The organism is Brumimicrobium aurantiacum, from assembly GCF_003402975.1.
Taxonomy (GTDB): domain Bacteria; phylum Bacteroidota; class Bacteroidia; order Flavobacteriales_D; family Crocinitomicaceae; genus Brumimicrobium; species Brumimicrobium aurantiacum.
The window spans coordinates 69095-82090 of record NZ_QURB01000006.1 but is presented as its reverse complement, the minus strand read 5'-3'; the positions used below and the strand labels follow the sequence as shown (position 1 = coordinate 82090).

Below are 12996 nucleotides of genomic sequence, written 5' to 3'. Positions count from 1 at the left end.
GAATATTAAATAGATTTTACTTTAACGAAAGTACCTTTTTCATTCAATAATAAACATTCTTCAGAAGTTAATTTAATTAAATGTCCTTCTTCCTTATCAGTCCATTCTGAAATCTTTTCATTTGGATATTCTTTCTTTACATAAAGTTCAATGTATGGTGGAATGACATTATCTGGAATATCTTTTTCGGATTTAATTTCGATTAATCTTTCCTCCTCGTTAAAGTCTAATTCAACACCATCTTCCAATTGCACTTGATAATTTACTCCATTTGGAACAAACTTTCTATCCACTGCTTTAATGGAAAAATCATTAAAGTGAGTGTCAATATATTCTAAAATTCTTTTTGGGAGAATAATATTTTTCCGATCGAACATCAAAAAGGCAAATTGACTATTTCTTTGAGTAGTTGTAGAGTTAATGGATGTTTGCGCTTGAATTCCTGAATTTAAAGTAAAAAATCCTACTAAGGCAAGCAACCAAATTCTTTTAAGTTTTGAACTTTTCATTTGATTACAATTTTAGATTCAGATTAAAATTGCAACTATTAGTAACGAAGAAGAAATTTAAACTTTAAAGAAAAGTTAAGTTAGGAAATATTAACGCCAGAAAACACTAAACCCTGTGTAATCTGGCGCTTATGTTAAATTATTTAACAGTATCAAGTGCTTGAGAAACATCATGAATAATGTCTTCAGCATCTTCAACTCCAATAGAAACACGAACAAGGTTTGCTGTTACTCCCATTCTTTCTCTTGCTTTTGGTTCAATCGCACAATGTGTCATTGTTTGAGGATGTTGTGCTAAACTTTCAGTACTCCCTAAACTCACTGCCAACTGAATTAAATTCAAGCTATTTAAGAACTGGAACGCTTCTTTTTCTCCACCTTTTATCAAGAAAGAAATCATTGCTCCTGGAGCATTATACTGGCGCTTGTACAATTCATAGTAAGGTGATTCTTCATCAATTAAACCTAGATAATGTACTTTTTCTACTTTCTCATGACCATTTAGGAAGTTCGCAACTTTCTGTGCGTTTTGAGATTGTTTTTCCATACGGATTTTTAGTGTCTCCAAACTACGTAACATCAACCAAGCAGTGTGAGGACTCACCATATTTCCAAGGAAAGTTCTTAATGTTTTTACACGAATCATCAATTCAGCATTCCCCATTACTGCTCCAGCGATTAAATCACTGTGTCCACCGATAAATTTAGTTGCTGAGTAAACTACTAAATCAGCACCAATCTCTAACGGTTTTGACCAAACCGGTCCCATATATGTATTATCAACACAAACATAAGTTCTATGGTCTTCGCTTGAATATTTCTTTGCCAAACGATTACACATTTCAATATCGATAATTGAATTGGTTGGATTAGCAGGAGTTTCTATATAAATCAATCCTAATTTATCCGCTTTTCCAGTTTCTGCTAAGATTTTTTCGATGTCTTCCTGAGAATCTTCAGGGTGAAAAGCCACAGCATCTACTCCAATTTTCGGCAAAAAATCATGAATAAAATGATCAGTTCCTCCATAAGTTGGCGAACTATATAATAAAAGATCACCTGGTTTTAAAAACTCTAAAAGAACTGTACTGATAGCAGACATTCCACTTTCGAAAACTGCACTATCATCAGCCTTATCCCACAAAGTCAATCTATTTTCTAATATTTCAAGATTTGGATTATTGATACGACTGTAAATCAACCCTAATTCTTCATCTTGATTTTTCTCACGTAAACCGTAAGCTAATTCAAAATATGCTTTCCCTTCTTCTGCTGTTTTAAACACAAAAGTTGAGGTTTGAAAAATTGGACATTTTATCGATCCTTCAGACAATTCAGGCTTATAACCGTGACTCATCATCAAACTTTCTGGCTTATAATTCTTTTTCATATCACATTTATTTATTCCTTACAAAGTTAATATTTTACAACATCACTTCTAAATTTATGCGTATTTCAGGAATTTTATCTTTAAATTTATAAAATGAAGTTCAAATAAACTTTTCACGGTTTAAATCATCCTATAAAAAGAATATTTTCCCATGGAAACTATAGATGCAATAGACAGAAAGATCATTTCTCGTTTACAGAAAGATGCAAAACAGAGCATAAAAGAATTAGCGCATTCAATTGGAATGACGAAAACCCCGGTTTATGAGCGGATTAAAAAACTAGAAAAAGCAGGAATCATAGAGAAATATATTGCCGTTGTAGATCAAAGGAAATTAATCAATGGTATGTTTGTTTTTTGTTCGGTTTCATTGGAGGTACAAAAATTAAAGGAAATCGAAATTTTTAAAGAAGAAGTCCGTAAATTACCAGAAGTATTGGAATGCTATTTAATGGGAGGAGTCAATGATTTCCTTTTAAAAGTTATGGTAAAAGACCTTGAAGCCTACCATCAATTTTCATCGGGAAAATTAGCAGCACTTGACAATGTAAGTCAAATTAAAAGCACATTTGTACTTGATGAGGTCAAAAAACAATAATGACGGATTATAACATTCCTATTAAATCTATCATTCAATTATATTTGAACAAATATGAAACTCAATAGTTTGTGAATACATAGAAATTAAAAAAACATAGAAAATGAAAAATACAGTTACTTGGGAAGAATACTTAAGAAAGTTTGAAGACATCGAAAATCAAGCAAATCCTGAAGCACCTTACGATAATCCTGACTATTATAATTATTTCAAATTAAATAAGAGTAGACAGAAGAGATGGTTGAAAACAGGAACTATCAATGCAGAACTAACTAAAGTTATTGCAGAGATTAAAGATCCACAAACTTGGTATTTAATCACAGAGCCTTGGTGTGGAGATGCTGCACACAATGTTCCTTTCATATATTTAATGTCGAAAATAAATCCTAATATCACCTTGAAAATGGTTTGGAGAGATACTGCTCCATATATGATTGAAAATTATTTAACCAATGGCGGGAAATCAATTCCAAAACTTGTAATTCGTGATGAAGCAGAAAACGACCTTCACGTTTGGGGACCTCGTCCTGCTGAATGTCAATCTTTATTTCAAAAGCTAAAAGACGAAAACGCTGATTTCGAAAAACAGAAGATCGAACTACAAAACTGGTACAACAAAGACAAAGGAGAAAGTATTCAAAGTGAATTTTTGTCAATGCTAAAGTGATAAAACCGCTTAACACAAGACATTTTGACACTAAAGACAAAGTACAACTGTCATTTTGTCGTGATATTTACTTTAAATTGAATTGGAGCAAGATTTGATATTAGCATTTCCAAAAAAGAAACAAAAATTATGGATACAAATAAATGGACAACAAAAACGCAGATGGCCGTTCATGAAGGGCAAAAAATTGCTCAAGAAGCAGGTCAACAAGCGATAGAGACAGGACATGTGCTACGCGGCATGATTCAAGTTGATGACAATGTTCTCCCATTCATATTTAAAGAAATAAATAGCGATTTACCTTTATTCACAAGTGCATTAGATAGCATTATAAAATCTTATCCTAAAGTGGAAGGAGGACAACCCTATTTAAGTAACACCTTACAACGTGTTCTCAACTATGGGATGAACGAAATGCGTAATTTTAAGGATGAATTCCTTTCATTAGAAATACTACTTTATTCACTTCTTGATGGAAATGATCAGGTAGCGAGACTGATGAAAGACAACAAGTTCAAGAAATCAACATTAAAAAATGCAATTATGAAATTAAGAGATGGCGAGTCTGTTGATTCTCAAGGAAAAGACGGCACCTATAAATCACTCGATAAATTTGCGAACAATCTCAATGAGATGGCAAAAACGGGTAAGTTGGATCCAATCATCGGACGTGATGAAGAAATTAGACGTGTATTACAAATATTAACGCGAAGAACCAAAAACAATCCAATTATGATTGGTGAGGCGGGTGTTGGTAAAACCGCAATTGCTGAAGGAATAGCCCAAAGAATCGTTTCGGAGGACGTTCCAGAAAACCTAAAATCAAAGATTGTTTACTCCCTAGACATGGGCGCCTTAGTTGCTGGAGCGAAATACAAAGGTGAATTCGAAGAACGATTAAAAGCTGTTGTAAACGAAGTAATTAAATCGGACGGTGAAATCATCTTATTCATTGATGAAATCCACACCCTAGTTGGTGCCGGAGGTGGTGAAGGAGCTATGGATGCTGCAAACATTTTAAAACCAGCATTAGCAAGAGGTGAATTGAGAGCTGTGGGTGCAACAACACTTGACGAGTATCAGAAACATTTCGAGAAAGACAAAGCACTTGTACGTCGATTCCAAACGGTTTTAATTGATGAGCCAACTTCTGAGGATGCGATTTCAATCTTACGTGGAATTAAAGAAAAATACGAGAATCACCACAAAGTATTGATTAAAGACGACGCCATCATTCAAGCGGTAGAGTTATCACAACGATACATTACCGACAGACAATTGCCAGATAAAGCGATTGACTTGATTGATGAAGCAGCTTCTAAATTGAGAATGGAGATCAACTCTAAACCAGAAGAATTAGATGAGATCGAAAGAAAAATAATGCAACTCGAGATTGAAAGAGAAGCAATTAAACGAGAAAATGACAAACAAAAGTTATCGAGTTTAAAAGCTGAATTAGCCAATCTTTCGGAGCAAAAAGATGAATTCCTCGCAAAGTGGAAAGCAGAAAAAGATGTAATTGATGCCGTTCAAAATGCGAAGAAAGATATTGAACAAGTAAAACTTGAAGCAGATCAAGCTGAAAGAGCTGGAGATTATGGAAAAGTTGCTGAATTGCGCTATGGAAGAATAAAAGAGTTAGAAGCTGAGGTTTCCAATGGAAAAGCTAAGCTTGCTGAATTGCAAGCCAATTCTAAAATGATAAAGGAAGAAGTCGATGCAGAAGAAATAGCTGATGTTGTTTCTAAATGGACCGGAATTCCTGTCAACAAAATGTTGGAAAGTGAACGTGCGAAATTACTAAGATTAGAAGACGAGCTTAGATTAAGAGTTGTTGGTCAAGAAGAAGCCATAGAAGCCGTTTCAGATGCAGTTCGAAGAAATAAAGCTGGACTTCAAAATCCGGACAGACCAATTGGATCATTTTTATTTATGGGTACAACTGGTGTTGGTAAAACAGAATTGGCCAAAACATTGGCAGATTACTTGTTCAATGACGAACACGCCATGACGAGAATTGACATGAGTGAATACCAAGAAAAACACAGTGTGAGTCGTTTGGTTGGAGCACCTCCTGGTTATGTTGGTTACGATGAAGGCGGTCAATTAACTGAAGCTGTGCGAAGAAGACCTTACTCAATTGTTTTACTTGACGAGATTGAAAAAGCACATCCAGATGTATTCAACATCTTGCTTCAAGTGTTAGATGATGGTCGATTGACAGATAACAAAGGTCGATTGGTAAACTTCAAAAACACTTTAATTATCATGACGACTAACATGGGTGCTGATATTATACAAACGAATTTTGATGGCATTACTGACGTTGAAATTCCAAGAGTGAAAGAAAAAACCAAAATGGAAATGGCTGAACATTTGAAGCAGCACATACGCCCAGAGTTTTTAAACAGAATTGATGAGCAAATCTTATTCACACCATTAACGAAAGAAAACGTACGTGGAATTGTGGAGATTCAGTTGAACAGTTTGAAAAAACGCTTAGTTGCTAACGACATCAACTTGGTCATTAAAGAGGACGCCATTGATTGGATTGCAGAAACTGGTTATGACCCTCACTTTGGTGCAAGACCTGTGAAACGAGTAATTCAAAAAAGCATTTTAAATGAATTATCAAAAGACCTGTTAGCACAGAGAATTGACACTTCTAAAAATGTAATTGTAGACCTTTTCGATGGAAAAATTGTGTTCAGAAAACCAATAACTGAAGAAGAGGAAGCTATCGTTTAACATAAATAGACTTAAGAGTAGTTATATAAACTGCCTGTTTTTAGAACCATCATTCAATTGATTACTAAACACAGGCAGTTTTTTTTATTCTTTGATGAATTTCTGGCGAAACAATTTACCTTGACTTCTGATAGAAATTACATAAACACCTTTTGGCAACTGCTCTATCAACAATGTATTTCCTTGACGATTAAAAGCACAGTTTTTTCCTTGAAGATCACCAACTCTTACCTCATCAATACGATTAACTCCTTGAATTTCTAGTTGTGAACTTGCTGGATTCGGAACAAGAGATAACTTTATAATTGACTCATCATTAACATTTAAAATGTAATCACACTCTTCTCCGTAACGAGGTTTATAAGTCGGGAAATTCTGGTCACTATAACAGCGGAATGCTCCACCTTCATTAACATCTAGAGCTCCATCACAATCATCATAAGGAAACATGTAGCTATTGATAAAGCCAACTTTTTCTAAAATTGTATCAGCTACTCCATTATAATTTTCAAGTTCGACAACTACATAATTTAATGATATTGCATTAACAGTTTTAGTTCCTGTTGCAATTACAAGTAATCTACTATTTGAATCACAAACACTTGTTTGAGGTTGCTTTGCTGCTCTCCAACTATCACCAACCCCAGCATTAAAATGATAAAGGGTATCCCACGAATTATTGTGACGTAAATAAACTACACCGTTGTTTTCGTAAGTATATTCCGAACCTAAATCATACTCAACATCTTCTGAAGAGACTTGATCATAACCATATAAATGTTTATCAAGAATCTGTGCATTTTGTCCGCCAATCACAGTATCTCCAACATATTTAATCTGAGTATACCCTTCTAAACCGAATCCGTTTGAATAATTATATTTCCAATTTGCACCTTGATCAGCCCAAGATTGTGCAAATAACAAAATCGAAAAATTAAAGATAAAGAGTGTTGCAAGTAGTGTTTTCATAATCTTTTTTTTTATAAAGCGTAGAGTAAATATAAGTAATAATAATACCAACATTTTTCCCTGTTGATATAGAAATCTATTCTAAACAAACGATTTAATCAGTAGTAACTGTAACTAATTTATCCGATTCAAACATTGCAACAGGAGAAATCACTTTTTCATTGAGTGGCACCTCATTTCCATATCTTTTGTTCATGATTGTTTTCACCTCATCGCTTGACAAATCAAAATCAGAAAGCTTTTCCAATTCGCCAATTTCAATTCCTGTTACTTCACGATAAATTTTCCAAACCAATTCGGAACAGTAAATTTTATCATCTGTCCATTCAAAATGAATATCATAAGGCTTTCCGATGAATTGTTCTCCAAATCTCTTCATTTTATCTAAAACCGAATCTGTCAGAATTTCATTAGCATTTTTGAGTCTTTTTAATACAAAATCACCATTTTCACCTCGCTTTATCCACTTTGAAAGGGGAGTTATTTTCACTGGCTGAACGGCTTCAAATACAAACAGATTCCCTTCCTCTTCGTAAATCATTCCCATGTGACTATATTTTGAATCAGTTGCCAATTGAATGGCTTTACTTTGTCTACTTTTCGAACTTTGAAAAATAAGATCACCTTCTTGAAAACTTGACTTTTGTTGATATTGATCAAGTGCTAAGGAATTACTTTTTACTTCAGAGGTAGCATTTGTTGATTCACAACCATATTGAATTAAAGCAAGTATAAAAACAAGTTTTAGAAATTTATAATTCATTTATCCAGTATTTAAAGATTTTAATTCAAAAACCGCTAAATCGAGCTAAGGGATACAATTACAATAAAGCCAATGATCAAAACATAGACTAGAAATTGAGTTAAAGTATGAAGTCTATTCCTCCTCTTTAGTCTTTTTTTAATCTTCTTCGCTTCTAAACCTGATTCAAAATGAAAATGTAAAGGCGTTTTCTTTTTATTCACTGAAACTTCACGGTTGTTTCCTTTAAACTTGGAACGTTTTGAACTCCGTTGCGCCCGATTTTGCTTTAATCGATTATTCATATCTTGCATATGCCCTGCTCCAAACCCCATTTCAACAACTGTTTATAAAGTATACATTTCCAAAGATAAAAAAAAGGCCACCTTCAATAGGTAGCCTTTTCAACTAATAATATAAATTCAGTTTATTTTTTAATCAATTTCTTGGTTACGGTTGATCCATCTTCAAACTCGAATTGTGCAAAATATACTCCTTGCGCCCATTCTGAAACATTAAGTTTCGCTGTCTTTCCAGAAGGGGAAATTACTCCAACTTCTTGACCAGTAATTGAAATAAATTTCACTTGAGATGGAATACTTTCAAAAGTAAAATTTAATGCATCTTTCATTGGATTTGGATAAACTTTGATATGCGCCATTTCACTTTCCGTAAGTCCAGCGGTTCCTACAGCCTCTACTGTTTGACAGGTAGAATCTGTGCTACAAGAATCAGTAACAGTTAAACAAACTGTATATTCACCACCATCAATATAAGTATGCGTTGGATTTTGTTGTGTTGAAGTATTTCCATCACCAAAGTCCCACAACCATGAATTCACACCGCTGTAGGAAGTAGAAGTATCTGTAAAAGCAACATCTGCACCATTATCTACCGCTTCAAAGCCAGATACCGGATCAATACAAGTAACAGTTACACTATCGCAAATCGTTGCATCACCACATTCTGCGGTAACCGTTAAACATACATTATAATTACCTGCAGCAACATAAGTGTGAGACGGATTTTGTTGGGTTGAAGTATTTCCATCTCCAAAATTCCAAACCCAGTCAGTAACACTACTTAAGGTTGTCGACATATCTGTAAAATCGATTTGACTGTTATTATCTACGGCAGAAAAATCTGGATTCAAGCCACCTATTGTTACCATTGTATCAGTAAAACAATCTCTTGTCCAACCAAATAAAGTATCTGTAAGTGTTACATCATAAGGACCAGCAGCTGCATAAGGATGGTTTGCATCTACAGCATTCTCTGTTGGTGTACCATCACCATAATCATAAGTGAAGTTTAAATGAGCATTTCCTGAAGCCGCATTCATACTAAACATCTTATTTTCTACAACAGGAGAAGATGTATTGAAGAAATTAACTGATCTCGCATTGGGTAAACAACCTGCGTTACTTATAAAGCCTGCTGTAATATCTGTCGAGACATGAGGCTCAAATAAAAAATCTGCATCATAAGCAATACCGCCTACATTGATATTATATGAACGATACCAAAGTCCACCAATATTTACAACGCCTAGCCATTCTTGATTTCCATCACCTACATTATAGTCATTCGTTACTACTACCATATCGGTCGCAGTATTGTTTTCAACTACCACCAAATAAGAACTCGTCACTGTTACAGGTGTTGAAAAAACGGCTGTTTTTCTTAAGGTATCTAAAGAACCTCCTCCGAAACTTGTATCAACAGTAACTGTTGTACTCGCAATAGGTCCTCCAGAAGGCAATGAATCACTTGACGATGCATTGTAGAGATTTACCGTTACTGACATTGTTACTCCATTAACATCATCAGCTTTATATCCATAAAAATCAATACCATGAATATCCATTGATTGAGGTGCATCAAAATATTGTCCCATGGCATAACCAGAGGTTACATTATTGACACTGATCAATTGTGAGGATGTAGCTTTAGACATGGTATATTGCAAAGTATCAACTCCACAACTGACTGTTCTTGTTAAAGCCTCACTTTTTGTTCTAAGTTTAGGGTTTTCTACATGTTTGTTAACTGCTTGTAATTGCCCGAAAGCAACCGACGACAATATTAACGCCGTAATCATAAGATAGATAATTTTCATAGTATAAGTGTTTAAATGTTAAATCAAAGTTAAAAAAATCAATGACAAATCAACACAAATTGGCGATAAATTACACCTCTAAACACAATTTAAACCAATAAAAGCTAAATAATTATATCGATCCACATTCAAAAACACTCACTATTACTAACATCTATAAGAAGTATTTTTTATTTCAGCAGCATCATTAATCAGTTTTTATTTACTTTTCAAAAATTCATTTTCTTCAGTTGTTAACAACCTAGAATGTATCAAAAAACGAAGTCCTAACGGAATTTCTAATGAAAAACTGGCACCTCTACCTTCTGTAACATCAACAGTTAAATGTGTATGTTTCCAATATTCAAATTGATCTTGATTCATATAAAAGTTCACCCCATTTAATGTTCCTAATAAAACATCACTGTCATCAAGGTACATGTCGTCTTTTTCAAAAAGCATAGGAGCAGAACCATCACAACACCCTCCACTTTGGTGAAAGATTAATTCACCATGCTTTTCTTTTAACTGTTCCAAAACTTTGGCAGCTTTATCTGTAATTGCAACTCTTTCCATAATTTCAAATAGTTTTTAAAAAAAAGCTTGAACTATTAAATAATTCAAGCTTTTAAATTTTATAATTCCGGTTTATATTTCACCAAATCAGCTGATTTACTCCCTAAAAGAAACCTAATTTATTTTTGTCATAAGAAATCAACATGTTCTTCGTCTGACGGTAATAATTCAACATCATTACATGATTTTCTCTACCGAAACCAGACTTTTTATATCCTCCAAATGGTGCATGAGCAGGATAAGCATGATAGTTATTCACCCACACTCTACCTGCTTTTATTGCTCTTGGTATTTGATATAATTGATGCGCATCTCTTGTCCATACTCCAGCTCCTAATCCATATAAGGTATCATTTGCAATTTCGATAGCCTCTGCCTCATCTTTAAACTTCGTTACACAGGCTACAGGACCAAAAATCTCTTCTTGGAAAACCCTCATTTTATTGTGTCCTTCCAAAATAGTTGGTTTAATATAGAATCCATTCGCAAGGTCTCCTTCAAGTTTGTTTGCTGAACCTCCTGTCAATACTTTAGCTCCTTCATCTTCTCCTATCTTGAAATACGACTGAATCTTTTCATATTGATCATTAGAGGCTTGAGCACCGACTTGTGTGTTTACATCATACGGACTCTCTTGAATAATTGCATTAGTACGCTCAATTACACGTTCCATAAATGCATCGTAAATATCTTCTTGAACTAGTATTCTCGAAGGACATGTACACACCTCACCTTGATTGAACGCAAACAATACTGCACCTTCAATCGCTTTATCTAAAAACGCATCATCTTCATCCATTACTGAATTAAAGAATATATTTGGGGACTTCCCTCCTAACTCCATAGTTACAGGATTCAAGTTTTTGGAAGCATATTGCATAATTAATTGTCCTGTTGTGGTTTCCCCTGTAAACGCAACTTTATCTACTCGTGGACTAGAAGCAATTGGCTTACCAGCTTCAGGACCAAAGCCATGAATAATATTAATTACCCCTGGAGGGAAAACATCAGCAATTTTTTCCATCAACAAAGTTGCAGATGAAGGCGTTTGTTCTGCAGGTTTTAACACCACACAGTTCCCTGTCACCAATGCTGGTGGTAACTTCCAAGACAACATTAATAATGGAAAGTTCCAAGGAATAATTTGTCCAACAACTCCTAAAGGTTCTTTAATATTCATTGATAAGGTATGTTGATCTAATTCTGTAGCACTACCTTCTTCTGACCGAATACACGCTGCAAAGTAGCGCCAATGATCTGCTGCTAAAGGAATATCTGCATTTAATGTTTCACGAATTGGCTTCCCATTATCACAGGTTTCAACAACTGCAAACTCCTCCAAATTCTCTTCAATAATATCTGCTACTTTGTTGAGCATATTTGCTCTTTCTGTTGCGGAAGTATTTCCCCATGCCTCTTTGGCATTATTTGCTGCATCTAAAGCAAGTTCCACATCCTCTTTTTGGGATCGTGGGTATTTAGCAATTAACGTATTGTCTATTGGTGAAGTATTCTCAAAATACTGTCCTCCTATTGGTTCAATAAATTTTCCATTTATGAAATTTCCATACTTTTCTTTAAACGTTGGTTTTGAATAACTCATTTTGTAAGGTTTTAAAATTAATAGCTTGATAATTTACTTTTTCAAAAAATAGACTATCTTTAGTTGTGATAAAGTTATTTTTTAAGATTCAGACTAAATTGAACATACTTATCATTTTCTTGAACAAATCTACTATTCAACTACTTATGTATTACTATTATCAGTATTATTGAATATGAAACCATTATTGAGACAGCATAGAAAACACAGAAAACTAACAACTTTAGTAGAAAACAGAACAACTTATAATGCAGAATATGCAGAGTTAAACATCTATGAAACACATGCTTTTGCCGAAAAAGTCTCTTTAACTTTTAACTTTCCAATTATAGCCAGCATGCTTACTGGCAAAAAGATTATGCACCTAGACGGATTTGAACCATTTGATTTTACACCAGGTGAATCTGTTGTAATGCCCTCAAACAAGGAAATGGTTATTGATTTTCCAATTGCTACAAAAGATAGTCCAACACAATGTCTCGCACTTGGAATTGATGCTTTTAAAATCAATGAGGTGGTTGAGAAGTTTAATCAGCATGTGGCTATAGATAATGAAAACAACAAATGGAATTTAGATGAAACTACATCTCACCTATTAAATAATAAAGATGTCAATCATTTAATTCAGAGACTCACCTACACCTTCACGAATAATAATAAATCTAAAGATGTTTTACTTGACTTAATGATACAAGAATTAATCGTTAGGTTATTACAAACGAAGGCAAAAACTTTAATAATAAATGATCCTCACCAATTATTTAGTGATACACGCATAGGAACAGTTATTCAATACATTAAAAAGAACCTTACAAATAAGGATATTAGTGTTGAATTATTGGCCAAACAAGCTTATATGAGTACTTCGCATTTCCACAAGTTATTTAAAAACACATTAGGTATTTCACCTATAGATTATATCAATGCTGAAAAAATTAAATTTGCAAAAAAACTTATCAAAGAATATAAAAATTTAAGAATCTCTGAAATAGCCTTTAAATCGGGGTTTAACAACACTAGTTATTTCAATAGACAGTTTAAGAAAATGGAAATGATGACACCACAGCAGTTTAAGAAGTCAATTATGACTTAATCC

The 12996-nt window shown here is 33.9% G+C and carries 11 protein-coding genes; 4 read left to right on the top strand and 7 right to left on the bottom strand.

Annotated features, from left to right (window positions below; translation table 11 throughout):
• Positions 1–5: 5 nt before the first annotated feature.
• Together DXU93_RS10235 and DXU93_RS10230 are read right to left on the bottom strand one after the other, a co-directional pair.
• Positions 6–509: a PepSY-like domain-containing protein gene (locus tag DXU93_RS10235; protein ID WP_116881196.1), complete on the bottom strand. Its 504-nt coding sequence runs from the start codon at positions 507–509 to the stop codon at positions 6–8.
• 139 nt (positions 510–648) lie between these two features.
• On the bottom strand, positions 649–1899 hold the full coding sequence (locus DXU93_RS10230) for a cystathionine gamma-synthase family protein (RefSeq protein ID WP_116881195.1): 1251 nt from the start codon (positions 1897–1899) through the stop codon (positions 649–651).
• Between the two features lie 151 nt (positions 1900–2050).
• On the opposite strand from DXU93_RS10230, the gene DXU93_RS10225 reads away from it, so the two are divergent.
• The 3 genes from DXU93_RS10225 to clpB all read left to right on the top strand — a co-directional run bounded on the left by DXU93_RS10225 (position 2051) and on the right by clpB (position 5912).
• Positions 2051–2497 (top strand): Lrp/AsnC family transcriptional regulator, encoded by a 447-nt coding sequence (locus DXU93_RS10225; protein ID WP_116881194.1) that lies wholly within the window; start codon positions 2051–2053, stop codon positions 2495–2497.
• Positions 2498–2600: 103 nt separating this feature from the next.
• On the top strand, positions 2601–3164 hold the full coding sequence (locus DXU93_RS10220; RefSeq protein WP_116881193.1) for a thioredoxin family protein: 564 nt from the start codon (positions 2601–2603) through the stop codon (positions 3162–3164).
• Positions 3165–3293: 129 nt separating this feature from the next.
• Positions 3294–5912, top strand: coding sequence for an ATP-dependent chaperone ClpB (gene clpB / locus DXU93_RS10215; protein WP_116881192.1), 2619 nt, complete (start codon positions 3294–3296; stop codon positions 5910–5912).
• Between the two features lie 84 nt (positions 5913–5996).
• On the opposite strand, the gene DXU93_RS10210 is transcribed toward clpB, so the two are convergent.
• The 5 genes from DXU93_RS10210 to DXU93_RS10185 all read right to left on the bottom strand — a co-directional run bounded on the left by DXU93_RS10210 (position 5997) and on the right by DXU93_RS10185 (position 11900).
• Positions 5997–6881: a T9SS type A sorting domain-containing protein gene (locus tag DXU93_RS10210; RefSeq protein WP_165851385.1), complete on the bottom strand. Its 885-nt coding sequence runs from the start codon at positions 6879–6881 to the stop codon at positions 5997–5999.
• A gap of 94 nt (positions 6882–6975) precedes the next feature.
• Complete coding sequence (locus tag DXU93_RS10205; RefSeq protein WP_116881190.1) at positions 6976–7644, bottom strand: YiiX family permuted papain-like enzyme; 669 nt, start codon at positions 7642–7644, stop codon at positions 6976–6978.
• 406 nt (positions 7645–8050) lie between these two features.
• Positions 8051–9742 (bottom strand): PKD domain-containing protein, encoded by a 1692-nt coding sequence (locus DXU93_RS10195; protein WP_116881188.1) that lies wholly within the window; start codon positions 9740–9742, stop codon positions 8051–8053.
• Positions 9743–9940: 198 nt separating this feature from the next.
• Positions 9941–10297: a DUF779 domain-containing protein gene (locus DXU93_RS10190; RefSeq protein WP_116881187.1), complete on the bottom strand. Its 357-nt coding sequence runs from the start codon at positions 10295–10297 to the stop codon at positions 9941–9943.
• Between the two features lie 103 nt (positions 10298–10400).
• On the bottom strand, positions 10401–11900 hold the full coding sequence (locus tag DXU93_RS10185; protein ID WP_116881186.1) for an aldehyde dehydrogenase family protein: 1500 nt from the start codon (positions 11898–11900) through the stop codon (positions 10401–10403).
• A 175-nt stretch (positions 11901–12075) separates the two neighbouring features.
• On the opposite strand from DXU93_RS10185, the gene DXU93_RS10180 reads away from it, so the two are divergent.
• Positions 12076–12993, top strand: coding sequence for an AraC family transcriptional regulator (locus tag DXU93_RS10180; RefSeq protein WP_116881185.1), 918 nt, complete (start codon positions 12076–12078; stop codon positions 12991–12993).
• Positions 12994–12996 lie beyond the last annotated feature (3 nt).

Excerpts from the sequence above, each read along its gene's own strand:
- DXU93_RS10220 (WP_116881193.1), top strand. The coding sequence starts at position 2,601 with ATGAAAAATACAGTTACTTGGGAAGAATACTTAAGAAAGTTTGAAGAC.
- DXU93_RS10185 (WP_116881186.1), bottom strand. The coding sequence starts at position 11,900 with ATGAGTTATTCAAAACCAACGTTTAAAGAAAAGTATGGAAATTTCATA.
- DXU93_RS10225 (WP_116881194.1), top strand. The coding sequence starts at position 2,051 with ATGGAAACTATAGATGCAATAGACAGAAAGATCATTTCTCGTTTACAG.
- DXU93_RS10235 (WP_116881196.1), bottom strand. The coding sequence starts at position 509 with ATGAAAAGTTCAAAACTTAAAAGAATTTGGTTGCTTGCCTTAGTAGGA.
- DXU93_RS10230 (WP_116881195.1), bottom strand. The coding sequence starts at position 1,899 with ATGAAAAAGAATTATAAGCCAGAAAGTTTGATGATGAGTCACGGTTAT.
- DXU93_RS10180 (WP_116881185.1), top strand. The coding sequence starts at position 12,076 with ATGAAACCATTATTGAGACAGCATAGAAAACACAGAAAACTAACAACT.
- DXU93_RS10195 (WP_116881188.1), bottom strand. The coding sequence starts at position 9,742 with ATGAAAATTATCTATCTTATGATTACGGCGTTAATATTGTCGTCGGTT.
- DXU93_RS10210 (WP_165851385.1), bottom strand. The coding sequence starts at position 6,881 with ATGAAAACACTACTTGCAACACTCTTTATCTTTAATTTTTCGATTTTG.
- DXU93_RS10190 (WP_116881187.1), bottom strand. The coding sequence starts at position 10,297 with ATGGAAAGAGTTGCAATTACAGATAAAGCTGCCAAAGTTTTGGAACAG.
- DXU93_RS10205 (WP_116881190.1), bottom strand. The coding sequence starts at position 7,644 with ATGAATTATAAATTTCTAAAACTTGTTTTTATACTTGCTTTAATTCAA.
- clpB (WP_116881192.1), top strand. The coding sequence starts at position 3,294 with ATGGATACAAATAAATGGACAACAAAAACGCAGATGGCCGTTCATGAA.